The organism is Streptomyces sp. NPDC088810, assembly GCF_044750305.1.
Lineage (GTDB): Bacteria > Actinomycetota > Actinomycetes > Streptomycetales > Streptomycetaceae > Streptomyces.
Genome location: NZ_JBIVJQ010000010.1, coordinates 1 through 23,460, shown reverse-complemented (window position 1 = coordinate 23,460; position 23,460 = coordinate 1). Strand labels below are relative to the sequence as shown.

Annotated in this window: 18 protein-coding genes and 2 pseudogenes; 13 read left to right on the top strand and 7 right to left on the bottom strand. The window is 72.0% G+C overall.

Annotation, left to right across the window (positions count from 1 at the left end; translation table 11 throughout):
* Positions 1–75: 75 nt before the first annotated feature.
* Both ACIP4Y_RS27960 and ACIP4Y_RS27955 read right to left on the bottom strand, forming a co-directional pair.
* Positions 76–1,848 carry an ABC transporter ATP-binding protein gene (locus ACIP4Y_RS27960; protein ID WP_401398463.1) on the bottom strand — a complete coding sequence of 591 codons (1,773 nt, stop codon included), beginning with the start codon at positions 1,846–1,848 and terminating at the stop codon, positions 76–78.
* Positions 1,845–3,560, bottom strand: coding sequence for an ABC transporter transmembrane domain-containing protein (locus ACIP4Y_RS27955; RefSeq protein WP_401398461.1), 1,716 nt, complete (start codon positions 3,558–3,560; stop codon positions 1,845–1,847). The genes ACIP4Y_RS27960 and ACIP4Y_RS27955 overlap by 4 nt, the downstream gene beginning before the upstream one ends.
* Positions 3,561–3,653: 93 nt before the next feature.
* On the opposite strand from ACIP4Y_RS27955, the gene ACIP4Y_RS27950 reads away from it, so the two are divergent.
* From ACIP4Y_RS27950 to ACIP4Y_RS27940, 3 genes and pseudogenes are all read left to right on the top strand, one after another.
* Entirely contained in the window at positions 3,654–5,435 is a 1,782-nt protein-coding gene (locus ACIP4Y_RS27950; RefSeq protein ID WP_401398459.1) for an ABC transporter ATP-binding protein, read from the top strand.
* Positions 5,432–7,294 carry an ABC transporter ATP-binding protein gene (locus tag ACIP4Y_RS27945; protein ID WP_401398457.1) on the top strand — a complete coding sequence of 621 codons (1,863 nt, stop codon included), beginning with the start codon at positions 5,432–5,434 and terminating at the stop codon, positions 7,292–7,294. The genes ACIP4Y_RS27950 and ACIP4Y_RS27945 overlap by 4 nt, the downstream gene beginning before the upstream one ends.
* 71 nt (positions 7,295–7,365) lie before the next feature.
* Positions 7,366–8,192, top strand: a pseudogene (locus tag ACIP4Y_RS27940) (alpha/beta fold hydrolase).
* Between the two features lie 22 nt (positions 8,193–8,214).
* On the opposite strand, the gene ACIP4Y_RS27935 reads toward ACIP4Y_RS27940, so the two are convergent.
* Both ACIP4Y_RS27935 and glgX read right to left on the bottom strand, forming a co-directional pair.
* Positions 8,215–8,724, bottom strand: coding sequence for an RICIN domain-containing protein (locus ACIP4Y_RS27935; protein ID WP_401398455.1), 510 nt, complete (start codon positions 8,722–8,724; stop codon positions 8,215–8,217).
* Between the two features lie 267 nt (positions 8,725–8,991).
* Positions 8,992–11,235, bottom strand: coding sequence for a glycogen debranching protein GlgX (glgX, locus tag ACIP4Y_RS27930; RefSeq protein WP_358646693.1), 2,244 nt, complete (start codon positions 11,233–11,235; stop codon positions 8,992–8,994).
* A 221-nt stretch (positions 11,236–11,456) separates the two neighbouring features.
* Here glgX and ACIP4Y_RS27925 point away from each other — a divergent pair, with 221 nt between their 5' ends.
* The 6 genes from ACIP4Y_RS27925 (at position 11,457) to ACIP4Y_RS27900 (ending at position 17,748) form a co-directional block, all read left to right on the top strand.
* Positions 11,457–12,680, top strand: a complete 1,224-nt coding sequence (locus ACIP4Y_RS27925; protein ID WP_401398453.1) for an Ig-like domain-containing protein — start codon at positions 11,457–11,459, stop codon at positions 12,678–12,680.
* A 158-nt stretch (positions 12,681–12,838) separates the two neighbouring features.
* Positions 12,839–14,071, top strand: coding sequence for an Ig-like domain-containing protein (locus ACIP4Y_RS27920; RefSeq protein WP_401398451.1), 1,233 nt, complete (start codon positions 12,839–12,841; stop codon positions 14,069–14,071).
* Between the two features lie 80 nt (positions 14,072–14,151).
* On the top strand, positions 14,152–14,919 hold the full coding sequence (locus tag ACIP4Y_RS27915; protein ID WP_358646687.1) for an enoyl-CoA hydratase-related protein: 768 nt from the start codon (positions 14,152–14,154) through the stop codon (positions 14,917–14,919).
* A gap of 300 nt (positions 14,920–15,219) precedes the next feature.
* Positions 15,220–15,723, top strand: coding sequence for an ATP-binding protein (locus tag ACIP4Y_RS27910; RefSeq protein WP_053711786.1), 504 nt, complete (start codon positions 15,220–15,222; stop codon positions 15,721–15,723).
* 76 nt (positions 15,724–15,799) lie between these two features.
* Positions 15,800–16,564, top strand: coding sequence for a polysaccharide deacetylase family protein (locus ACIP4Y_RS27905; RefSeq protein ID WP_401398448.1), 765 nt, complete (start codon positions 15,800–15,802; stop codon positions 16,562–16,564).
* Positions 16,564–17,748 (top strand): YncE family protein, encoded by a 1,185-nt coding sequence (locus ACIP4Y_RS27900; protein ID WP_401398446.1) that lies wholly within the window; start codon positions 16,564–16,566, stop codon positions 17,746–17,748. The genes ACIP4Y_RS27905 and ACIP4Y_RS27900 overlap by 1 nt, the downstream gene beginning before the upstream one ends.
* On the opposite strand, the gene ACIP4Y_RS27895 is transcribed toward ACIP4Y_RS27900, so the two are convergent.
* Positions 17,715–18,368 (bottom strand): GNAT family N-acetyltransferase, encoded by a 654-nt coding sequence (locus tag ACIP4Y_RS27895; protein WP_401398445.1) that lies wholly within the window; start codon positions 18,366–18,368, stop codon positions 17,715–17,717. The two genes, ACIP4Y_RS27900 and ACIP4Y_RS27895, sit on opposite strands and share 34 nt — an antisense overlap.
* Before the next feature lie 150 nt (positions 18,369–18,518).
* On the opposite strand from ACIP4Y_RS27895, the gene ACIP4Y_RS27890 reads away from it, so the two are divergent.
* Positions 18,519–18,731, top strand: coding sequence for an EF-hand domain-containing protein (locus ACIP4Y_RS27890; protein WP_358646715.1), 213 nt, complete (start codon positions 18,519–18,521; stop codon positions 18,729–18,731).
* A 119-nt stretch (positions 18,732–18,850) separates the two neighbouring features.
* Entirely contained in the window at positions 18,851–19,540 is a 690-nt protein-coding gene (locus tag ACIP4Y_RS27885; RefSeq protein ID WP_358646677.1) for an NAD(P)-binding domain-containing protein, read from the top strand.
* Positions 19,541–19,581: 41 nt separating this feature from the next.
* Here the strand turns inward: ACIP4Y_RS27885 and ACIP4Y_RS27880 are convergent, their stop codons facing one another.
* Positions 19,582–20,136 carry a glycoside hydrolase family 25 protein gene (locus ACIP4Y_RS27880; RefSeq protein ID WP_401398443.1) on the bottom strand — a complete coding sequence of 185 codons (555 nt, stop codon included), beginning with the start codon at positions 20,134–20,136 and terminating at the stop codon, positions 19,582–19,584.
* A 36-nt stretch (positions 20,137–20,172) separates the two neighbouring features.
* Complete coding sequence (locus ACIP4Y_RS27875; protein WP_401398441.1) at positions 20,173–21,204, bottom strand: phosphatidylinositol-specific phospholipase C domain-containing protein; 1,032 nt, start codon at positions 21,202–21,204, stop codon at positions 20,173–20,175.
* Positions 21,205–21,435: 231 nt separating this feature from the next.
* On the opposite strand from ACIP4Y_RS27875, the gene ACIP4Y_RS27870 reads away from it, so the two are divergent.
* Complete coding sequence (locus tag ACIP4Y_RS27870; RefSeq protein ID WP_401398439.1) at positions 21,436–23,196, top strand: M28 family peptidase; 1,761 nt, start codon at positions 21,436–21,438, stop codon at positions 23,194–23,196.
* 112 nt (positions 23,197–23,308) lie between these two features.
* A pseudogene (locus tag ACIP4Y_RS27865) lies at positions 23,309–23,460 on the top strand (RNA polymerase sigma factor SigF); the annotation flags it as partial.

Here is a 23,460-nt window from a genome sequence, read left to right as displayed (position 1 = left end):
CGACCAGCCGCCGGCCTTCTCGCCGGCGGCTGGTCGTCGTGGATCCCGAGGCCGGAGACGACCCGGCACGGTGGCCTACCGGCCCTCGCCGGTGGCGTCCCCGTGCCAGGTCCGCCACAGCGCCGCGTACGCCCCGCCGGCCGCCACCAGCTCCTCGTGCGTGCCCAGTTCGGTCAGCCGGCCGTCCTCCATGACCGCCACCCGGTCGGCGTCGTGGGCCGTGTGCAGCCGGTGGGCGATGGCGATGACCGTACGGCCCGCCAGCACCGCGGCGAGGGCGCGTTCGGTGTGCCGGGCCGTGGCCGGGTCCAGCAGGGCGGTCGCCTCGTCGAGGATCAGCGTGTGCGGGTCGGCCAGCACCACCCGCGCCAGGGCGAGTTGCTGCGCCTGCGAACCGTCCGTCGGCCGGCCGCCCTCGCCGAGCCGGGTGCCGAGCCCGTCCGGCAGGGCGCGCACCCAGTCGTCGGCGCCCACGGTCGCGAGCGCCGCCCACAACCGGTCGTCGTCGGCGCCGGGTTCGGCGATGAGCAGGTTGTCGCGGACGCTGCCCAGGAAGACGTGGTGCTCCTGGGTGACCAGCACCACCTGCCGGCGCAGCAGCTCCGGCGCCAGCTCGGCCACCGGCACACCGCCGACCGTCACCGTGCCGGAACCGGGCCGGTCGATGCCCGCGAGCAGCCGGCTGAGGGTCGTCTTGCCGGCGCCCGAGGGTCCCACCACCGCGAGCCGTTCCCCGGGCCGTACCGTCAGGTCCACCCCGCCCAGCACCTCCCCGCCCCGTTCGTAGGCGTAGCGGACACCGCGCACCTCGATCCGGTCGTCCGCCGGCACCGGGGACGCACCGTCGCCGCCCTCGCCCCGGGGAGCCTGCGCCAGCCCCTCCACGCGCGCGAACGAGGCGCCGCTGCTCTGCAGCTGCTCCACCCGCATCAGGATCTGGTCGAGCGGCTCGGTGAACTGCCGCAGGTACAGCGCCGCCGCCACGACCGCACCCACGCCGACCGCGCCCCGGGCGTGCAGCCACCCGCCGAGCAGCAGCACCCCGGCCACGGGGACGGTGTACGTCACATCGACCGCCGGGAAGAACACCGACCGCAGCCACAGCGTGTGCAGGCGGGTGCGGCGGGAGGCCTCCAGCGCCTCCCGGCTCGCCCCGATCCGCCGCTCCCGCAGCCGGAACGCCTCCACGGTCCGCGCCCCGGCCGCCGTGGCCGCGACGACCTCCGCGACCTGCGAACTCGCCGCCCCCTCGGCGAGGTAGCCGTCCCGGGCCCGCCGCAGGTACCAGCGCAGCGCCAGCCAGATCGGGGCGAGGCCGAGCAGCCCGAACGCCCCCAGCAGCGGGTTCAGGGCGAACACCGCGCCCAGGACGAAGAGCGCCTGGACGGTGTCGACCAGCAGCTCCGGGCCGACGTCGCGCAGCGTGGTGCCGACGGTGGCCACGTCCGCCGTGCCCCGCGCGGTCAGGTCGCCGGTGCCGGCCCGCTCCACCACGGACGCGGGCAGCGCCAGCACCCGCTCGACGTACTCCTCCCGCACCCGGGCCAGCGTCCGCTCCCCGAACCGGTGCCCCACGTACCGCGCCCAGCGGGCCAGCAGCACCTGCGCCAGGGCGCACAGCACGATCCAGACCGCCAGCCGGTCCACCGCGCCCACCCCGTGCCCGGCCCGCACCTCGTCGACGATCCGGCCCACCAGCCAGGGCCCGGCCAGCCCTGCCGCCGCGGCCAGCGCGTTGAGCAGCAGCGCGGCGGTGAACGCCCCCCGGTCGGCCGTCACGAGCCGCACCGCGGCCCGCCGCACGGCGGCCCGGTCGGCGACGGGCAGCAGGGTCTCGCCCGCCGTCATCGCGCGACCCCCTCGGACGCCTCGGCGTCCCGCGCGACCAGTGCCCGGTACGCCGGTTCCTCGGCCAGCAGCCGCCGGTGCGGGCCGGTCGCCGTGACCTTGCCGCCGGTCAGGAACACGACCGTGTCCGCCCGGTCCAGGACCAGCGGGGACGTCGTGGTCACCAGGGTCGTACGGCCCTCCCGTTCCGCCCGGAGCCGGTCGGCGACCGTGGCCTCCGTGTGGGCGTCCAGGGCCGAGGTCGGTTCCACGGCCAGCAGGACCTCGGGGGAGGCGAGCAGCGCCCGGGCCAGGCGCACGCGTTGCCGCTGGCCGCCGGAGAGGCTGCGGCCCTGCCCGGCCACCGCCGAGTCCAGCCCGTCCGGCAGGCCGCGCACGACGTCCTCGGCCGCCGCCGCGTACAGCGCCCGGCGCAGCGCCGCCTCGCCGGCCGGCCCGGCGCCGGCCACCACCTCCCCAAGCGGCCCGGCGAACAGGTCCGCCTCGTTGTCGGCGACCAGGATGCGCCGCCGTACCTCGGCCAGCGGCACCGCGTCGAGCCGGACCCCGCCCCAGGTGGCGTCGGTGGGCCCGTACCGGCCGAGCCGGTCGACCACGGCGGCGGCCTCGACGGGCCGGGCGGCGGCCAGCGCGGTCAGCCGGCCCGGCACCACCCGCACCCCGGACGCGGGGTCGTACAGCTCGGCCGGTCCGGCGGGCGCCGGCCGGGTGCCGGTGTCCGGTTCCGGTTCCAGCCGCAGCAGGCGTACGACACGGCGCGCGGCGACCACGCCCCGGTTGAGGTCGTAGGCCATCCGCACGAAGAACGCGACCGGTCCGACCAGCACCGCCACATAGCCGTAGACCGACACCAACTCACCCACCGTGACCGTCCCTTGGGCGGAGAGCCGGGCCGCGAGCCAGGTCACCACGGCCAGGAACAGGGTCGGCAGGCCCACCCCGAGGGCCTGCACCCAGCTGGCCACCGCGCCCACCCGGTAGCCCTGCGCCCGCAGCCGCTGCGAGTCGCTCCGGAACGCGTCCGCGAACAGCCCCTTGCCACCCAGCCCGTTGAGGACGCGCAGGCCGCCCGCGAGGTCGCTGATGCGCGCGGTGAGCACCCCCTGCCGCTCCCGGTACTCGCTCTCCGCAGCCTGCAGCCGCAGTGACAGCGGGCCCGTCAGCAGCACGACCGCCGGCACGCCGAGCAGCACCACGGCGGCGAGCGGCGCGGAGACCGTCAGCAGCAGTCCGGCCACCACCGCGTAGACCACGACGGCGCCGACACCCGGTCCGACCACGGTCAGCGCCGTCGCGATGGTCTGGACGTCGCCGACGCCGATGGTGACGACCTCTCCGGCGCCGGCCCGGCGCGCCAGCGCGGCCCCCAGCCGCACGACATGTGCGACGACCACCTTGACCGTGCGGAAGTTGGCGTCCATCCGCACCCGGGTCATCATCCGGTGCCGCAGGATGCCCAGCCAGGCGTTCACCGACCCGACCGCGAACATCACCGCCGTCCACCCGGCGAGCATCCCCAGCCGCCCCGGCAGCAGCCCGTCGTCCACGGCCCGTGCCGTCAGGTACGGCTGGGCTGCCAGCAGCACCATCCAGGTGCTGCCCAGCAGCGCCCCGGCCACCGAGCGGCCCGGCTGACACCGCACCAGCCACCACAAATACCACCAGCCGCCGCGGGCGTCGGGCGTGCCCGGGTCCTCGTACGCGTCGATCATGCATCCCCCCGTCCCTGCAACGAGCCTGTCCGCGCGGGCCTTGGGCCAAAACTCGGTGGGCGTTGTCAGCGGCGGTCCGTACGCTCGCGAGTGATGCCCTCGACACGTGCAACCACCGACCGTTCCGCCGTCCGCACCCTGCTCCGGCTGTGGCCGTACGTCCGCCCGGTCCGTGCCCGGCTGTTCACCGCCGCGTTCGTCGCGGTCGTCGCCTCCTGTGCCGGTCTGGTGATCCCGCTCGTCCTGAAGTGGCTGGTGGACGGGCCGGTCGCCGACCGCGACCCGGCGGGAGTGTGGCTCGGCGCGCTGTACCTGCTCCTGCTCGGTTTCGCCGAGGCGGTCCTGTTCGGCATACGGCGCTGGCTCGTGGCCCGGCCGCTGTCGCACGTCGAGGCGGAGATGCGGGCGGATCTGTACCGGCGGCTGCAACGGCTGCCGGTCGCCTTCCACGACCGCTGGTCCTCCGGTCAGCTGCTCTCCCGGGGCACGACCGACCTGATGCTGCTGCGCATGTTCCTCGCCTTCCCGCTGACGTTCCTGCTCGTCAACGGCGTCACCATCGTGGTCGGCGTGGTGATCATGCTGATGCAGGACTGGGTGCTGGGACTGGTCATCCTCGGGCCGGCCGTCCCCGTGATGTGGACCTGCGTGGTCTTCGAACGGCGGTACGCGCAGGCGGCGCGCCGCGCCCAGGACCAGGTCGGCGACCTGACCACGGTGGTCGAGGAGAGCGTGCTCGGCATCCGCGTCATCAAGGGCTTCGGCCGCCACCGCAGCCAGGCCCGCGCCTTCCGCGAGCTGTCGGGCCGGCTGCGCGGCACGGAACTGCGCAAGGCGCGGCTGCTGGCCACCATCTGGGGCGTCATCGTGACCCTGCCCGAGGTGGCCATCGGGGCGGCGCTGGTGCTGGGCTCGGTGCGGGTGGCCGACGGGGAGCTGTCCGCGGGGACGCTGGTCGCCTTCCTCAGTACGGCCCTCGCGCTGCGGTGGCCGGTCGACTCGATCGGGTTCCTGCTGGCGATGAGCCAGGAGGCGGCCACCGCGACCGAGCGGTACTTCGAGGTGAGGGACGAGGTGCCGGAGGAGCAGTCGGCCGGGGCCGGGGACGCCCGCCCGCGCGCGCGGGGTGTGCGGGGGCTCCGGTTCGAGGACGTCTCCTTCCGCTACCCCGACGCACCCCCCGGCTCCCCGCCCCTGCTCACCCACATCGACCTCCACATCCGCCCCGGCGAGTCCATGGCCCTCGTGGGGGCGACCGGCAGCGGCAAGACGACCCTCACCGCGCTCGTCCCCCGGCTGCACGAGGTCACCTCGGGCCGGATCACCCTCGACGGCGTGGACATCACCGCGATGTCCCGCGAGGAACTGCGCTCGAAGGTCGCCGTCGCCTTCGAGGAACCCACCCTGTTCTCGGCGAGCGTCGGCGAGAACGTGCTGATGGGCGCCCCGGACGGCGCCGGACGGCCGGAACTCGACCGGGCCCTGGCCATCGCGCAGGCGGACTTCGCGCACGCGCTGCCGCAGGGCACCGACACCCGGGTCGGCGAACAGGGCCTCAGCCTCTCCGGCGGCCAGCGGCAGCGCCTGGCGCTGGCCCGCGCGGTCGTCGGCCGGCCCGAGTTCCTGGTGCTGGACGACCCGCTGTCCGCCCTGGACGTGCACACCGAGGCCGCCGTGGAGGCCGCGCTGCGCCGGGTCCTCGCCGACACCACCGCGCTGATCGTGGCCCACCGCCCGTCCACGGTGCTGCTCGCCGACCGGGTCGCCCTGCTCTCCGGCGGCCGGATCGCCGCCGTCGGCACCCACCAGGAACTGCTGCGCCACAACGCCGAGTACGCCCACCTGATGTCCGGGGAACAGGAGGACTCCCGTTGACCAGCACGACCGCCTCCACCCCCGCCGTCGCGGACGACGACCCCGACCGCCCCCGGGACACCGGCGGCGGCGACCCCTTCGACCGGGACGTCCTGCCCACCCCGCCCGGCGCCACCGCCGCCCTGCTGCGCTCGCTGCTCGCACCCATGAAGGGCCGGGTCGCCCTCACCACGCTCCTGCTGCTGCTCCAGCAGGCGGCCGTGCAGGCGGGCCCGCTGCTGGTGGCGTACGCCATCGACAGCGCCGTACCGGCGTTCCGGGACGACAGGCACGGCCCGCTGCTCGTGGTCGGCGCCGGCTACCTGCTGTGCGCCCTCGCCTCGGGCGGGCTGCAGTTCGCGTTCATCGAGACCTCCGCGCGGGTCAACCAGGACGTGCTGCTGGACCTGCGGGGGCGGATCTTCCGGCACGCGCAGGCGCTCAGCATCGACTTCCACGAGCGCTACACCTCGGGCCGGCTGATCTCACGGTCCACCACGGACGTCGAGTCGCTGCGCGAACTCCTCGACGAGGGGCTCCAGGAGCTGGTGACCGTCCTCCTGTCCTTCCTCTCCATCTCGGCGATGCTGCTCTGGCTGGACCTGGGCCTCGGCGCGGTCGCGGTGGCGTCGTTCGGTCCGCTGTATCTGCTGGTCCGGCTCTACCGAAGGCGCGCGGGGCGGGTGTTCCGGGCGCGGTCCACGGCGATCGCGGCGGTGATCGTGAAGTTCGTGGAGACGATGAACGGCATCCGCCCCGTGCGCGCCTTCCGCCGGGAGGCCGCCAACGACGCCGAGTTCGCGGTGCTGAACCAGCGGCACGAGCGCACCAACGGGGACGCGCTGCTGGAGATGGCCCGCTATGTGGTCGGCTCCCGGCTGGTGGCCAACACGGCGGTCGCGGCGATCGTGCTCTGGGGCGCCCACCGGGTGGCGTCCGGCTCGCTGGAGCTGGGCGTGCTGGCGGCGGCGGTGCTGTATCTGCGCCGGCTGTACGACCCGATCGACCGGCTCGGGATGTTCCTGAACTCCTACCAGTCGGCCGCCGCCTCCCTGGAGAAGATCGCCGGTCTGCTGGCGCAGACGCCGTCCGTTCCGGAGCCGGAGCGGCCGCGCGGACTGCCGCCGCTCAAGGGCGGGTTCCCGGGGCGCGAGGTCGTCTTCGACGGGGTCCGGTTCGGTTACCGCACCGGCGGCGAGGTGCTGCCCCGGTTCGACCTGACCCTCCCCGCCGGGCAGACGGTCGCGGTCGTCGGCTCCACCGGCGCGGGCAAGTCGACCCTGGCCAAGCTGCTGGCCCGCTTCTACGACCCCTCCGACGGGCGCGTGCTGCTGGACGGCGTGGACCTGCGCGAGCTGTCCGTGCCCGAGCTGCGGCGCGGGGTGGTCATGGTGACGCAGGAGGCGTTCCTGTTCTCCGGCACGGTCGCCGACAACATCGCGATCGGCCGGCCCGAGGCCACCCGGGAGGAGATCGAGCAGGCCGCGAAGGCGATCGGCGCGCACGAGTTCATCAGCGCGCTGCCCGACGGCTACGACACCGACGTCCGCAAGCGTGGTGGCCGCATCTCCGCCGGCCAGCGCCAACTGGTCGCCTTCGCCCGGGCGTTGCTCGCCGACCCGGCGGTGCTGATCCTGGACGAGGCGACCAGCTCGCTGGACGTGCCGGGGGAGCGGGCGGTGCAGCGGGCGATGGCGACGGTGCTGCGGGGCCGTACCGCGGTGGTGATCGCGCACCGGCTGTCCACGGTGGAGATCGCGGACCGGGTGCTGGTGATGGAGCACGGCCGGATCGTGGAGGACGGCCGCCCGGACGAACTCATCGGGGGTACGGGCCGGTTCGCGGACCTCCACAAGGCTTGGCGGGACAGCCTGGCCTGACGCGCTCGGGGTGCGAGCATCGGCCGAAACCCGGTTGCCCTTGCCGGTGCGCTGCTGACAGGGTCCCTGCCATGCCTACCTGCTCGGCGTACGACGGGACCCGGCTCACCTACCACGTCGTCGGAGACGGCCCTGCGGTGGTCTGTCTGCCCGGAGGCCCGACGGACTCCGCCTACCTGGCGGACCTGGGCGGGCTGTCCGCGCACCGGCAGCTGATCAGACTGGATCTCCGGGACACTGGCCGGTCCGCGACACCGCAGGACACCGCCTCCTACGGCTGCGACCGGCTTGTCGACGACGTCCAGGCCCTGCGCGAGCACCTGGATCTGCTCGCACACGGAACCGGCGCGAATCTGGCCGTCCTGTGTGCGAGCCGTCATCCGGACACCGTCGGCAAGCTCGCGCTGATCACACCGAGCGTCCGGGCCGTCTGTCTCACGATCAGCGGTGACCCCCGGCTACGGACGGCGCGGCTCCGCCGGGACGAGCCGCGATTTCCGGAGGCGTTTGCGGTTTTGGAGGCGATCTTGGCGGGCGAGGCGACAGCCGACCGCTGGAAGGCCGTCGCACCGTTCTCCCACGGCCGCTGAGACGAGGCCGGCCCGGGCCCGTCAGGCCGCCGAGGACGAGCGGATGAACCCGGAGATCGTGGCCGTCTTCGGGGCCGATGGCGCCTTCGCCCCGGACGCCACGCGCGCCGGGCTCGCCCGGTTCACTCGGCCCGTCTTCCTCCTGGCCGACAACTTCGACCCGGGAGCCCCGCCCGGCACCGTGGCCAAGTTCGCGGACCTCTTCCCGGACGCCGGGCGCCGCACACTACCCGCCGCTCGACGACCCAGACCGCTTCGTGACGGCCGTCACGGCCTTCCTGGGACCGGCTACCGCGCCGTCGTCATAGCCCCGGCCGGGGATCACCACCATCAGTGGTCCAACTGGCCCCAACGCTGGTCAGGGTTGCCGTTGCACGGCCACTGGATCGCCTTGGCTCCGACGGCGTTGCCCTTTGTGCCCAGGCACATCTGCGAATTCCTGTTGATCATCTGGTACCAGCCCGCACTGGAACCCTTCTGCCAGTACCACAGCTGGTCCTTGTTTCCATTGCAGTCCCACACCATGGCGGTTGCGCCGGACGCCTGGGAGACGCCATTGATGCCCAGACACTGGCCATTGTCGTTGGTCACCCGGTAGTAGGTTCCGTGGGAGTCGCTCCCCATCTTGTTGAAGTGCCAGGACTGATCGGGGTTGCTGTTGCAGTACCACTGCAGGGCGTTCGTCCTATTGGCTCCGCCCTGGCTGCCCAGGCAGTAGTTGTTGTCGTTCATGAGTCGGGGACCGGTCGCTGCCGATGCCGACGGCGCGATTCCAACGAACATGGACAATGCGGCCGACATGGCACTTGCCACGATTGAGACGCGCGCGAGCTTGTTCATAGCAGGCATCACTCCATAAAGAAACTCGGCGTTGGCTGGCCGAGTGATTACGACCTGAGAAGTTATCAGATGACAATGGTCGTGGAGCAGTTGACTCAGTGGTAGTTGATTGAAAGCCTAATGATTGAAACTGCGTCTTTCGTTTCTATAGGCGCACCGAATAGACGGTGCGCCAAATGGCGGCCCGCACCAGAGAAAAGGCCCTGAGGGCCGAGGGCGTTGCACTCAGGAGCCGTGACTCGCGTCACACGCGGCTCTCGCGCAGGCTCAGGCCACCCGCAGCAGCAGCACCGCCCGGGCCGGGACCGTGATCTCCGCCCCCGCCCGGTGGACCGTACCGGGCGCCTGCGCCTGCTCCTCCACCGAGGTGTCCACGACGACCTCGTACCGCTCCGCCCACGGCGGCCCGGGCAGCACGAAGCCGGTCGGCCGGTCGCCCGCGTGCAGCACGGCGAGGAAGCTGTCGTCCACCACCGGCGCGCCCCGCTCGTCCCGGCCCGGAATGTCCCGTCCGGACAGGTACATGCCGAGCGTGGCGGCGGGCGCGTACCAGTCGCCCTCGGTCATCTCCGCGCCCCGCGAGGTGAACCAGGCCAGGTCCCGCAGCCCGTCCGCGGTCTGGGCGCGGCCGGAGAAGAAGGCCCGCCGGCGCAGCACCGGATGCCGGTGGCGCAGCGCGATCAGCCGGGAGGTCAGGTCGAACAGCGCCCGCCAGCCCGGCTGCTCCAGCAGCGACCAGTCCAGCCAGCCGATCTCGTTGTCCTGGCAGTAGGCGTTGTTGTTGCCGCGCTGGGTGCGGCCGAGTTCGTCGCCGGCGACCAGCATGGGCACGCCGGTGGACAGCAGCAGGGTCGTCAGCAGGTTGCGCAGCTGCCGGCGCCGCAGTGCACGCACCCGCTCGTCGTCGGTCTCGCCCTCCGTCCCGCAGTTCCAGGAGCGGTTGTCGTTCGTGCCGTCGCGGTTGTTCTCGCCGTTGGCCTCGTTGTGCTTGGTTCCGTACGACACCAGGTCGCGCAGGGTGAAACCGTCGTGCGCGGTGACGAAGTTGACGGAGGCGTAGGGGCGCCGGCCGCCCCAGGCGTACAGGTCGCTGGAGCCGGAGAGGCGGTAGCCCATCTCGCGCACGTCGGGCAGGGCATGCCGCCAGAAGTCCCGGACGGCGTTGCGGTAGCGGTCGTTCCACTCGGTCCACAGCGGCGGGAACGCGCCGACCTGGTAGCCGCCGGAGCCGATGTCCCACGGCTCGGCGATCAGCTTCACCCGGCGCAGCACCGGGTCCTGCGCGATGACCGCCAGGAACGGGGAGAGCATGTCGACGTCGTGCATCGAGCGGGCCAGCGCCGCCGCGAGGTCGAAGCGGAAGCCGTCCACGCCCATCTCGGTCACCCAGTAACGCAGCGAGTCGGTGATCAGGCGCAGCACCTGCGGCTGGACCACGTGCAGGGTGTTGCCGCAGCCGGTGTAGTCGGCGTACCGGCGGGCGTCGTCCTGGAGCCGGTAGTAGCCGCGGTTGTCGATGCCCTTCAGGGACAGCGTCGGCCCCAGCTCGCCCGCCTCCGCGGTGTGGTTGTAGACCACGTCGAGGATGACCTCGATGCCGGCCGCGTGCAGGGCGCGCACCATCCGCTTGAACTCGCCGACCTGCTGTCCGGTCGTACCGGAGGCCGCGTAGGCCGCGTGCGGGGCGAAGTAGCCGATGGAGTTGTAGCCCCAGTAGTTCTTCAGGCCCCGGCGCAGCAGGTGGTCCTCGTGTGCGAACTGGTGCACGGGCAGCAGCTCTACGGCCGTGACGCCCAGCTGCACCAGGTGTTCGATCGCGGCCGGGTGCGCCAGGCCCGCGTAGGTGCCGCGCAGCTCCTCGGGGATCCCGGGGTGCAGCTTGGTGAAGCCCCGGACGTGCAGTTCGTAGATGACCGAGTCGGCCCAGGGCGTCTTGGGGCGGCGGTCGTCGGACCAGTCGTCGTCGTCGTGGACCACGACGCCCTTCGGGACGTACGGCGCCGAGTCCCGCTCGTCGCGCACGGTGTCGGCGACCGACTGGTCCGGCCAGTCCCGGACGTGCCCGTACACCTCCGGCGGCAGGCCGAACTCGCCGTCCACGGCGCGGGCGTACGGGTCGAGCAGCAGCTTCGCCGGGTTCCAGCGGGCACCGGTCCACGGGTCCCAGCGGCCCTCGACCCGGTAGCCGTACCGCTGCCCGGGCATCACGCCCGGCACGAACCCGTGCCAGATCTCGTGCGTCAGTTCGGTCAGCGGGATCCGCGTCTCCCGGCCCTGTTCGTCGAACAGGCTGACCCGGACCGCCTCCGCGCCGGCCGCCCACAGCGCGAAGTTGGTGCCGGCGACCCCGTCCGGGCCGACCCGGAACCGGGCGCCCAGCGGGGTCGGCGCACCCGGCCACACGGCCGGGACGGGCGGTACGGCCCGCCGGGCGCCGTTCACCGCCGCCGGTTGCCCGCTCCCGGCGGTCGGCTCCCCGGCCGGCGCCCGCTGCTCGGCTGCGCTCGTCACTGTCGGCCCCTCTTCTCGGTGGGCACGCCCGAGGGGCGCGTCCGGCCGTGCCGAGCGGCCGGGGGAGCGTTCCGGCACCCCCGGCCGCCCGGTACGACTGCGCCCCGACGGCTCCGAGGCGGGCGCGGCGGCTCCCCGACGTGTCGTCCTTGCCTCTGTTCTGCCCAGCGCGTGGCTCGCACTCACGTTTCCCCGGAGCGTGCCCCGTCGTTGGGTCCTGTGTGATGCACGTAACAGGACGCGCACGGCGCGCGGGGGCCGCGCTGGCCGCCGCACTGACATGGGCGGGGCTGCTCGCGGGCTGCTCCGCGGACGGCTCGGGCCCGCTGGGCATGGGCGGGGCACTGGGCGAGCCGCCGCCCCCCGAGGACGTCATCCGGGTGACCCCGAACGACGGCAGCAAGGCCGTACGCCCCGACGACCGGCTGCGGGTACGGGTGCCCGGCGGGCGCCTGGAGAAGGTGACCGTGGTCAGGTCGCAGGACGCGCAGGACGCGCCGGTCCCGGGGCGCGTCAGCGAGGACGGGCTGACCTGGCGGCCGGACGAGGACCGGCTGGCGCTGGCCGCCAAGTACACCGTCGACGTGGTCGCGCTGGACGCCCACGGCCGTCGCGCGGCCCGCCACACCACCTTCACCACCTACGTCCCCGACCGGCGGTTCATCGCCTACGTCACCCCGGAGAACCGCGCCACCGTCGGCACCGGCATGATCGTTTCCCTCTCCTTCAGTCAGGAGATCACCGACCGTGCCGCCGTTGAACGCGCCGTCCGGGTCAGCGCGCGGCCCCCGGTCGAGATCCGCCCGCACTGGTTCGGCAAGGGCCGCCTGGACTTCCGTCCCGAGCACTACTGGAAACCGGGCACCGAGGTCACCGTCGACCTGGGCCTGCGGGACGTCGAGGGCGCCCGCGGGATCTACGGCCTGCAGGACAAGACCTTCTCCTTCACCGTCGGCCGCAGCCAGGTCTCCCTGGTCGACGCGGCCAAGCACACCATGGACGTACGGCGCGACGGCCAGCTCCTGGCCACCGTCCCCATCACCGCGGGCGCTCCCAAGCACCCGACCTACAACGGGAAGATGGTGGTGATGGACATGCTGGAGGTCACCCGCATGAACAGCCAGACGGTCGGCCTCGGCGCCGAGTACGACATCGCCGACGTCCCGCACGCCATGCGGCTCACCGAGTCCGGCACCTTCCTGCACGGCAACTACTGGGCCACGGACGCCCCCGGCCGGGTCAACGTCAGCCACGGCTGCGTGGGCCTCGTGGACGTCAAGGGCGGCAGCTCGGACACCCCGGCCGGCTGGTTCTTCGACCGCAGCCTCGTCGGGGACGTCGTCGAAGTCGTCAACAGCAAGGACAAGACGGTCGCACCCGACAACGGCCTCGGGGGATGGAACATGGGCTGGAAGGAGTGGAAAGCGGGCAGCGCGGAGAAGTAACCAGGTGAGGGGCGGGGGCGCTGGTGGGGGTGCCGGGCGGAAGTTGCGACGGAACGGTGACATTCGCCTGACACCCTGCTCAAAACCTGGCAGTTAATATGCGCGCACAACGTGGTGGGGAGCGGGCCTGATCAGGGGTCCGGCGAGGGGAGAACAACTTGAACATGCGGCCTGTAGCGGGGGCGTCGGCTCGGGGGCGGCGAGGCCGTAGGGGACTGGCAGTCATAGCCGGCGCCCTGGTGCTGTCGCTCACCGCGTGCGGCGGGGGCGGCGGATCGGGGTCCGGTTCCGGGGACGGGAAGGACAAGGACGGCAGCCAGAAGGGCGGACAGTCCACGGCCGCGGTCAGCATCGCGCCGAAGTCCGGTGCCACCGGCGTCGACACCAGCGGCGCGCTGAAGGTCAGCGTCGCCAAGGGCAAGCTGACCGAGATCACCGTCAAGGACGAGAAGGGCACGAAGGTCGAGGGCGCCCTCACCGCGGGCGGCTCCGCCTGGACGCCGTCCTCGCACCTGGCGGCGGCCACCAAGTACACCGTGCACGCGGTGGCGAAGGACGCCGAGGGCCGTGAGGCCGCCGAGGACGCCACCTTCACCACGCTCACCCCGAAGAACACCTTCGCCGGCTACTTCACCCCCGAGGACGGCTCCACCGTCGGCGTGGGCATGCCGTTCTCCATACGCTTCACCCGGGGCATCACCAGCCCCGAGGCGGTCGAGAAGGCCGTCAGGATCAAGACGGAGCCGGCCGTCGACGTCGAGGGCCACTGGTTCGGCAACGACCGCCTGGACTTCCGCCCCGAGAAGTACTGGAAGGAAGGCACCAAGGTCACCGTCGACCTCGACCTGGACGGCGTCGAGGGCCGCGACGGCGTCTACGGCAAGCAGCGCAAGACCGTGAAGTTCACCATCGGCCGCAACCAGGTCTCGGTCGTGGACGCCAAGAAGCACACGATGAAGGTCACCCAGGACGGCAAGGTCGTCAAGACCCTCCCGGTCACCACCGGCAAGCCCGGCTACGAGACCTGGAACGGCCAGATGGTCATGAGCGAGAAGCTCGCCGTCACCCGGATGAACGGCGAGACGGTCGGCTACGGCGGCGAGTACGACATCAAGGACGTCCCGCACGCCATCCGTCTCACCACCTCCGGCACCTTCATCCACGGCAACTACTGGGGCGGCGACGCCTTCGGCAACTACAACGCCAGCCACGGCTGCGTGGGCCTGCGCGACGTCCGCGGCGGCTACGACGGCTCCGTCCCCGCCGCCTGGTTCTTCAACCACTCGATGATCGGTGACGTGGTGGTCGTCAAGAACTCCCACGACGCCACGGTGGCCCCGGACAACGGCCTCAACGGCTGGAACATGTCGTGGGCCGCCTGGAAGAAGTGAACCCCGGCTGACGAGCGGGCCCGGTGCTGTGAGGAACGGCACCGGGCCCACTGTCGTTAGTGGCCGTTAACCTGACCTGCATGACCGTCACTCTGGAAGTCGCCGAAGGCGTCGGCACCCTGCGTCTGGACCGGCCGCCGATGAACGCGCTGGACATCGCCACCCAGGACCGGCTGAAGGAACTCGCCGAGGAGGCCACGCACCGCGACGACGTGCGCGCCGTGGTGATCTACGGCGGCGAGCGGGTGTTCGCGGCGGGCGCGGACATCAAGGAGATGCAGAACATGGACCATCCCGCGATGGTCCGGCGCTCCCGTGGCCTGCAGGACGCCTTCACCGCCGTGGCCCGCATCCCCAAGCCGGTCGTCGCCGCCATCACCGGCTACGCGCTCGGCGGCGGCTGCGAGCTGGCCCTGTGCGCCGACTACCGCATCGCCGCCGACAACGCCAAGCTCGGCCAGCCCGAGATCCTGCTCGGGCTGATCCCGGGCGCCGGCGGCACCCAGCGGCTGCCCCGGCTGATCGGCCCCTCCAAGGCCAAGGACCTGATCTTCACCGGCCGCCAGGTCAAGGCCGACGAGGCCCTCGCCATCGGCCTGGTGGACCGGGTCGTCCCGGCCGCCGAGGTGTACGAGCAGGCGCACGCCTGGGCCGCGAGACTGGCCCAGGGTCCGGCGATCGCGCTGCGCGCGGCCAAGGAGTCGGTCGACACCGGCCTGGAGACCGACATCGACACCGGGCTCGCCGTCGAACGGAACTGGTTCGCGGGTCTGTTCGCCACCGAGGACCGCGAGCGGGGCATGCGCAGTTTCGTGGAGGAGGGGCCGGGCAAGGCCAAGTTCGTCTGAGCGTCAACGACGCGCACGTCCCGCCGACTCCCGTCCGGTGGCGGGGAGTTGACGCGTCGTCTTCTTTCGGGTCCCTCGATGGGGCGGTTTATGGGAGCCTTAAGGCAGCCTTAAGCCTGCCTTGTCGAGGGAGCCTGGCGCTTGCCCGGAAGTGAGCCGTCTCCGCAGGTCAACCAGGTTGTGTCGAACACCGTCATGCCGATGACATATGCCGGGCGACGGGCGCGGAACGGGGGCGTGCGGGGGGCGTATTCCTCCGGAACGGCCCCCAAGCCGGCTCCGGACGGCCATCATGGGGGCATGGCGGGGCTGGAGGGCATCGAACAGCCGCGGGGACACAGCCGTGCAGCCGCGGCGCGCTGGTCGCCCGCGGTCGAGGACGAACAGGCGCTCAAGGCGATCGAACTGTTCGGCAACCCGACGGAGGCGGAGGTGCCGCTGCCGTCCCGCCCCGAGTCCGCCGCCACCGCCCGCCGGCTCGCCCAGGTCGTCGTCCTGCGCACCTGGCGGCTCAGTCCCAAGCTGGCCGAGGACGCGGTCTTACTCGTGTCGGAACTCGTCGGCAACGCCGTGCGGCACACCGGCGCCCGGGTCTTCGGCCTGCGGATGCGCCGCCGCACCGGCTGGATCCGGGTGGAGGTCCGCGACCCCTCGCGCGGGCTGCCCTGTCTGATGCCGGTCCAGGAACTCGACGTCAGCGGACGCGGACTGTTCCTGGTGGACAAGCTCTCCGACCGGTGGGGTGTCGACCTGCTGCCGCGCGGCAAGACGACCTGGTTCGAGATGCGGGTCGCGGACCGGTAGCAGGATGCCGGGCACGGCGACCCGACGTCACTCCCAAGCGGGCTAATCGCCGGTTTTTCTGCCAAACCGTCCTTAAATGGTGCGGGTGACCTCCACCCTCCGCCGTGATCTGCTGCGCGCCGTCGCCGGCGGTGCGCTCGCCGCCGGCTGCGGCACCGAACACGCCGCCCGGCCCCCCGCCCCGGCCGCCCCCACATCGCCCTCCGCGGAACCCCCGGCGGGACCCCGTGCGTACCCGGGCCACCCCGCCCAGATCACCCACGGCCCGCGCAGCCGCCCCCAGGTGGCCCTCACCTTCCACGGCCAGGGCGACCCCGCCCTCGCCCGCGCCCTGCTCACCACGGCCGAGCGGCACGGCGCCCGGCTCACCGTGCTCGCCGTCGGCACCTGGCTGGACGAACACCCGGGCCTCGCCCGCCGCATCCTCGACGGCGGCCACGACCTCGGCAACCACACCCAGCGGCACATCGGCATCAACACCCTTGCCGAGGCGGACGCCCGCCGGGAGATCACCGACTGCGCCGAGCGGCTCACACGGCTCACCGGCTCCATCGGCACCTGGTTCCGCCCCTCCCGCGCCCCGACCGCCTCCCCGCTCGTCACCCGGCTGGCCCGCGCCGCCGGCTACCCGCACGTGCTGTCGTACGACGTCGACTCGCTCGACCACACCCGCCCCGGCGCCGCCGCCGTCACCCGCGAGGTCCTCGCCGGCGTGCGCAACGGATCGGTGGTGAGCCTGCACTTCGGCTACCCGGACACGGTCGCCGCCCTCCCCGACGTCCTGACCGAACTCGGCCGCCGCGGACTGCGCGCGGTCACCACCACGGAGCTGCTGAGCTGATGCGAACCACGAAAGCCGCCCGCCTGCTGGCCGCCGGTGCCGCCCTCACCGCCCTGACGCTGCTCTCCGCGTGCGGCGGCAGCGGGGACCAGGAGAGCGAGGCCCTCGGCAGCAAGGCCCCGGTCCAGCCGCGGGTGAACAAGCCGCGGGTGAACGTGCTGCCCGGGATGCCCCCGGTCGAGGACCCGGCCGACCTGTACTCCGCCGACCGGCCGAACCGGCTCTCGCCCGTGGTCCGGGACTTCCCCTCCCGGGTGTACGTGCCCAACACCAACTCTCACACCGTCACCGTCATCGACCCCGCGACCTACAAGGTCGTCGAGACCATCCCCGTCGGCCGCCAGCCCCAGCACGTCGTACCGTCCTGGGACCTGAAGACCCTGTGGGTCAACAACGACCTCGGCAACAGCCTGACCCCCATCGACCCGCGGACCGGCCGGGCCGGCAAGCCGGTCGCCGTGCACGACCCGTACAACCTGTACTTCACGCCCGACGGCAAGTACGCGGTCGTCATGGCCTCCATGGACCGCGAGCTGGTCTTCCGGGACGCGCACACCATGAAGGTCGTCAAGACCGTCCCGGTCACCTGCTACGGCGTCAACCACGCCGACTTCTCCGTCGACGGCCGCTACTTCATCGTCTCCTGCGAGTTCAGCGGCGAGATCCTCAAGGTCGACACGGCGCGGATGAAGGTCGTCGCCCAGGAGAAGCTGCCGCTCCGCGGTGCCATGCCGCAGGACGTCAAGATCTCCCCGGACGGCAAGCTGTTCTACATCGCCGACATGATGGCGGGCGGGCTGTGGATCCTCGACGGGGACCGCTTCACCCGGCCCCGGTTCCTGGCCACCGGCAAGGGCGCCCACGGCCTCTACGTCAGCCGCGACTCCCGCGAGATGTACGTCTCCAACCGCGGAGAGGGCACCATCTCCGTCTTCGACTTCACCCAGGACCGGCTCACCAAGAAGTGGCACCTGCCCGGCGGCGGCAGCCCCGACATGGGCGGAGTCTCCGCCGACGGCAGGATCCTGTGGCTCTCCGGCCGCTACAACGCCGAGGTGTACGCCATCGACACCCGCACGGGCGCCCAGGTGGCCCGCATCAAGGTCGGCAGCGGACCCCACGGCCTCGCCGTGTACCCCCAGCCGGGCCGCTACTCGCTGGGGCACACCGGCATCTTCCGCTGAAGCAGCAGCTCCGCGCCGACCGGGCGGTAACCGGCCGCCTGGAACGCCCGCATGCTGCGGGCGTTCCCCGGGGCGACCTGCGCCCACAGCGGCTCCGCGGCGAGCTGCCGGGCCGCGGTCACCAGCAGCCGCCCGAGCCCCCGGTGCCGTACCCCCTCGGCCACCTCGACCGACACCTCCAGCCGCCCGGCGACCCCGCGCCCCATGACCAGCACCCCGCCCTCGGCGGTCCAGGCCCGCACCTCGTCGCGGCGCCCGTGGGCGTAGGCGATCCGGGGATGGCCGGGGTCCGCGACCTCGCGCAGCGCGAGCGGCGGCTCGCCCGGCAGCGGGTCGGCCACCAGCACCGCGTCTATCGTCTCGCTGCGGCGCCCGGTCCGGTCCATGAGGGCGGTCAGGAACCGCGGGTTCATGGTCGCCGCCAGCGCGTCGCAGTCCGTGCCGCGCAGCGCCTCGCGCACCCACCGCGGGTCCTCGTCGGTGAAGACCACCGAGTGCGCGGTGAAGGACATCACCCCGGCGTCCCGCGGTGAGGGCTGCGGTACGACCGTCGTACCGCCGTCCGCCGCCGGGAAGACGCCGGCCGCCGCCGCGTCGAGAATGTCCCGCAAGGTCTCCAAGGCCCGCTCCCCGAGTCTTTCGCCACTGGAAGGCCCAGACTCGCAGACCTGCTGGGTGGTCGCCGCAGTCAGGTCTCCGGCGGGCCGTTAATCTGACCAGCGTCAGTACGCCAGCACGGCATGAGAAACACGAACAAAAGGGGCGGATCGGTGGCGGACATCGAGGAAGCACGCAAGCAGTTCCAGCGGATCGACGCGGACGGTGACGGATTCATCACCGCAGCGGAGTTCAAGTCCGCCCTGGCACAGGAAGGTGACTGGAACGTCACCGAGACGGTCGCGGAGGCCATCATCAAGTCCCGCGACCTCGACGGCGACAAGGTGCTGTCGTTCGACGAGTTCTGGGCCTACCTGAACAAGTGACCGATGGCGGCAGGGGGTGCCCGTCCCGACCGGACCGGGAGCCCCCTGCCGTCCGTTCGGCGGCGGCGGGGAATAGGCCGTGCAGTCGTGAGGTTGACCCGGACGACCGAAGCATGCGTATGCATCAATCATCCGGAAGGTCGGCCATGAAGATCGGCATCATCGGCGCGGGAAACATCGGCGGCAACCTCACCCGGCGGCTCACCGCCCTCGGCCATGACGTCTCCGTCGCCAACTCCCGCGGCCCCGAGACACTCCGGGAACTGGCCGAGGAGACCGGTGCCACCGCGGTCCGGGCCGAGGACGCGGCCAAGGGCGCCGAGGTGGTGGTCGTCACCGTTCCCCTGAAAGCGGTCCCGGCCCTGCCCGCAGGCCTGCTGGACGGCGCGGCCGAGGGCGTCGCGGTGATCGACACCGGCAACTACTACCCGCAGCAGCGGGACGGCCGGATCGCGGCCATCGAGGACGAGGGCCTCACCGAGAGCCGCTGGACCGAGCAGCACCTCGGTCACCCGGTGATCAAGGCCTTCAACGGCACCTACGCCCAGGACATCCTGGACCGGCACCGCCCCGCGGGCGACCCCGACCGCATGGCCCTCCCGGTCGCCGGCGACGACGAGGCCGCCAAGCGGACCGTCCGCGCCCTGATCGACGCACTGGGCTTCGACACGGTCGACGCCGGCACCATCGCCGACTCCTGGCGCCAGCAGCCCGGCACCCCGGTCTACGGCCTCCGAGCCGGCAGGGCCGCCGTGGAGAAGGCCCTGGCGGAGGCCTCCCCGGAACGCCCGGCCGACTTCCGGGGCTGACGTCCGGGCGGACGTCCGGGGCCGAGCCTGCCGCCCGGTCCCTACGGGGTGGCCCAGTCCTTCAGCGCCGCCTTGCTCGCGAAGTTCGCCACGTCCTTGTCGTGGGGTTCGCTGGTGTACTGGTGGAACCGCCACTTCGCCTTGATGCGCGGCTTGCCCGCGGTGACGTAGTCGGCGATCCACAGCCCGTCCCCGGCATAGGAGGTGGTGTCGAGGTTGAGCCAGAAGTGCCGGTTGCAGTAGAGCACGACCCGGTTGTGCGGCCGTGACTCCTTCAGCTTGCGGAGGAAGCGGTCCTTCTCCGCGTTGCTCGCGTGCGTTCCGGCGCCCGTGGTCTCCCAGTCGACCGCGAGGATGTCGCCGGCGCGGTCCGGGGCGTGGCGGAGGAAGTACTCGGCCTGGGCGGTGAGGTCGCCCGGCCACAGGAAGTGGTAGAAGCCGACGACCAGTCCGGCGTCGCGGGCGGTCTTCGTCTGCGCGGTCAGCCGGGGATTGACGTACGAACGGCCCTCCGTCGCCTTGATGAAGGCGAAGGAGAGGCCGTCCGTCCCGTAGGAGGAGGACTGGTAGGCGCTCACGTCGATGCCATGCAGCATGTGAGGGTTGTCCCCCGTGGGCCGCTGTCCGGAACCTCAGCTTCGGGTGGTCACCGAACTCAGCACCGACGCGGACTTCGCCGACCAGTCCGAGGTGATCAGACTCGCGTGGTTCTTGGCCAGCAGAGCCAGCCGCGCGGCGACTTCGGCGTCCGTCGGGCTGGTGGAGGAGATTGCCGGGGACACGCTGTGGGCGCCCGTGGCGATGAGGATGTAGTGGTTCGCGGAGTAGAACGAGGTGTCGTAGCCGTTGTTCACGTAGGTGGCCGCGTCACCGTCGAAGAACACGAACCAGGGGCGGATCGAGGCGTCGTAGCGGCTGGTGCGCGGATCGCCGTTCGCCGCGCCGAGCACGGCCGGGAAGGCCTGGGCCGCGGAGATCCTCCCGGCCGCGTAGAGGTCGCGCAGGTGGTCGCCGTACTCCTCGTCCGTCCAGTAGCTGTCGAACGGGTTGGACTGCTCCACCGTGCCCGGGATCAGGTCGAAGACGAACTTGCCCCGGAGGGAGTCCCGGGCGGGCCAGGCGTTGGCCTTCGCCGCCGCGTCCAGCGTGCCGTACGTCCCGCCGAGCAGGTCGGCCGGCTTGTAGACGCTGCCGCCCAGCTTCTGCGCCACGAGCGTGTCGAACTCGTCCGGTCCGAGGCCCCTCTTGTCGTTGAAGCCGACCTTCATCTCGACCTTGACGAGGATCGGCGGGTGGTCGGGGTGCAGCTGGTTCCAGGCGGCCATGTTGTCCAGGCAACTGCCGAGGTCCTGGTCACGGCTCTTGCTGTACAGCTCGCCCGGGGTCTTCGCCGCCTCGCAGTTGTTGTCGTTGCCCAACGGGTTCCCGTGGCTGACCCGCCAGCGATGGCTGATGGTGTCGGCGTAGACGTCCAGTTCCAGCAGTGAGGCGCCGGAGTCCAGCGCCTGTGCGAAGTACGTGTACTTGGACTTGTCGTACGCGTTGTGCGTGCCGATGGCCGTCGTCTCGGAGAACTTCGGCGACGCCGCCCGTGCGTTGCCCGGCGCCACCACCAGCAGAGCCGCGGCCCCTGCGAGCGCCGCCAGCCGTCTCAATCCGCGCATCCCCGAACTTCCCTTCGCTGTCACCGAGTTGACGGCAGCGTAGGCCCGCGCGGTTACCGTACGGTAGCCCCGGGAGGAACATGGCGCAGCAGGCGGCACGCTTCCGATCCGGCCGGTCTGGCGCGCGGAGGCTTGAACCGGCCTTGGCATGCGCATGCTCATCAGGGTGAAGCGGCACGGCCCACCCAGGCCCGCCGCCCGCCTCCCGTTTCCTCCACCCCACAAGGAGACATGGTGCTACGACCACGAAGACTCTCCCTGGCAGGACTCGCGCTGGCCACGGCCGCCGCGGGCCTCACGCTGCTGCCCGCGAGCGCCGAGGCGGCCTCCGGCGGCCGCACCACGGCAGCGCGCCCTGCCCCCGCCCTGGCCGCGACCGCGCCCGACATCGACGTCACCCGGGTACAGGCGCACCTCACCGAACTCAACGCCATAGCGAGCCGCAACGGCGGCAACCGCAGATCCACCACCCAGGGCTACCGCGACTCGGTCGCCTATGTGAAGGGCAAGCTCCAGGCGGCCGGTTACACCGTCACCGAGCAGGCCTGCACCTCGGGTTGCACCAGTGGCGCCGGACCCAACCTGATCGCCGAGTGGCCCCAGGGCGACGCGTCGAAGGTGTACATGTTCGGCTCACACCTGGACAGCGTCTCCGCCGGACCCGGCATCAACGACAACGGCTCCGGCAGCGCCTCCCTCCTGGAGGTCGCGCTGAAACTGGCCGAGACCAAGCCGTCGATGGCCGCGCGCGTCCGCTTCGGCTGGTGGACGGACGAGGAGCAGGGCCTCAACGGCTCGGACTTCTACGTCCGTTCGCTGACCTCCGCCCAACGCTCGGCGATCAAGGCGTACTACAACTTCGACATGGTCGCCTCGCCCAACGGCGGCTACTTCATCAACCACATCACCTCCACCGCCGCCGCGCCGATGAAGGCGTACTGGGACTCGCTGAACCTCCAGCCCGAGGAGAACACCGAGGGCGCGGGCCGTTCCGACGACTACTCCTTCGAGAACTACGGCATCCCGACCTCCGGCTACGCCATGGGCGCGAGCGCCCGCAAGACCTCGGCGCAGGCGGCCAAGTGGGGCGGTACGGCAGGCGCCGCGTACGACGGCTGCTACCACTCCTCCTGCGACACCACCGGCAACATCAACGCCACCGGGCTGAACCGCAGCGCCGACGGCGTCGCCTACACGCTGTGGAAGCAGGCGGTCGCGGACACCGCTCCCGCCAACGACTTCTCGGTCTCGGTGAGCCCCGCCACCGGCAGCACCGACCCGGGCACCTCACTGACCGCCACCGTCTCCACGGCCACCACCACCGGCTCGGCGCAGACGGTGAACCTGTCCGCCTCGGGCGCCCCGGCGGGCGTCACGGTCTCCTTCAGCCCGGCCTCGGTGACCTCCGGCGCCTCGTCCACGGCGACGGTCTCCGTCGGCTCCTCGGTGCCGCCCGGCACGTACCCGCTCACGATCACCGGCACCGGTACCACCACCCACACCGCCTCCTACACGCTCACCGTCAAGGGCGCGGGCGGCTGCACGGCCTCCCAGGTCGTCTCCAACGGCGGCTTCGAGAGCGGTACGTCGCCGTGGACGGGTGACACCGGTGCGATCGGCACGTTCAGCGGCCAGTCCGCGCACTCCGGCACCCGGTACGCCTGGCTCGCCGGCTACGGCTACGCGGCCACCGACACCCTCACCCAGACGGTGACCGTCCCGTCCGGCTGCACCAAGGCGACCCTGAAGTACTGGCTGCACATCGACACCGCCGAGTCGGGCACGACGGTGTACGACACCTTCCAGGTCAAGGTCGACGGGACCGTGAAGCAGTCGTACTCCAACGCCAACGCGGCCACGGGGTACACCGAGCGCACCCTGGACCTGAGCCAGTACCTCGGCCGGCAGATCACGCTGACCTTCACCGCCACCGAGGACTCCGGTCTCCAGACCAGCTTCGTCGTCGACGACGCCACCCTGACGACGAGCTGAACCGCACACCCGGCCGGCATGTGGAGGAATGCCGGCCGGTAACCGGGGTAGACGCGGGCTTGCCGGACAATGGACCGGCGGGACATGGCCGATCGACTGGGAGGGACGCGTGATGCCGACGACGACCGCGCAGACTGCGGAGCAGAGGGTGGACGTGCCGGAGATCGCGGATCCCTCCCAGGTGGCGCCGAAGGACGCGCGGGAGCTGTCGAAGCTGTTCTTCGACCGGCTGGCGGTGCTGGAGGAGGGGACCGCCGAGTACCA

Coding starts and splice junctions, on each gene's coding strand:
- ACIP4Y_RS27910 (WP_053711786.1), top strand. CDS start 15,220: ATGGCGGGGCTGGAGGGCATCGAACAGCCGCGGGGACACAGCCGTGCA.
- ACIP4Y_RS27885 (WP_358646677.1), top strand. CDS start 18,851: ATGCATCAATCATCCGGAAGGTCGGCCATGAAGATCGGCATCATCGGC.
- ACIP4Y_RS27880 (WP_401398443.1), bottom strand. CDS start 20,136: ATGCTGCATGGCATCGACGTGAGCGCCTACCAGTCCTCCTCCTACGGG.
- ACIP4Y_RS27915 (WP_358646687.1), top strand. CDS start 14,152: ATGACCGTCACTCTGGAAGTCGCCGAAGGCGTCGGCACCCTGCGTCTG.
- ACIP4Y_RS27935 (WP_401398455.1), bottom strand. CDS start 8,724: ATGAACAAGCTCGCGCGCGTCTCAATCGTGGCAAGTGCCATGTCGGCC.
- ACIP4Y_RS27955 (WP_401398461.1), bottom strand. CDS start 3,560: ATGATCGACGCGTACGAGGACCCGGGCACGCCCGACGCCCGCGGCGGC.
- ACIP4Y_RS27875 (WP_401398441.1), bottom strand. CDS start 21,204: ATGCGCGGATTGAGACGGCTGGCGGCGCTCGCAGGGGCCGCGGCTCTG.
- ACIP4Y_RS27900 (WP_401398446.1), top strand. CDS start 16,564: ATGCGAACCACGAAAGCCGCCCGCCTGCTGGCCGCCGGTGCCGCCCTC.
- ACIP4Y_RS27870 (WP_401398439.1), top strand. CDS start 21,436: ATGGTGCTACGACCACGAAGACTCTCCCTGGCAGGACTCGCGCTGGCC.
- ACIP4Y_RS27950 (WP_401398459.1), top strand. CDS start 3,654: ATGCCCTCGACACGTGCAACCACCGACCGTTCCGCCGTCCGCACCCTG.
- ACIP4Y_RS27960 (WP_401398463.1), bottom strand. CDS start 1,848: ATGACGGCGGGCGAGACCCTGCTGCCCGTCGCCGACCGGGCCGCCGTG.
- ACIP4Y_RS27905 (WP_401398448.1), top strand. CDS start 15,800: ATGGTGCGGGTGACCTCCACCCTCCGCCGTGATCTGCTGCGCGCCGTC.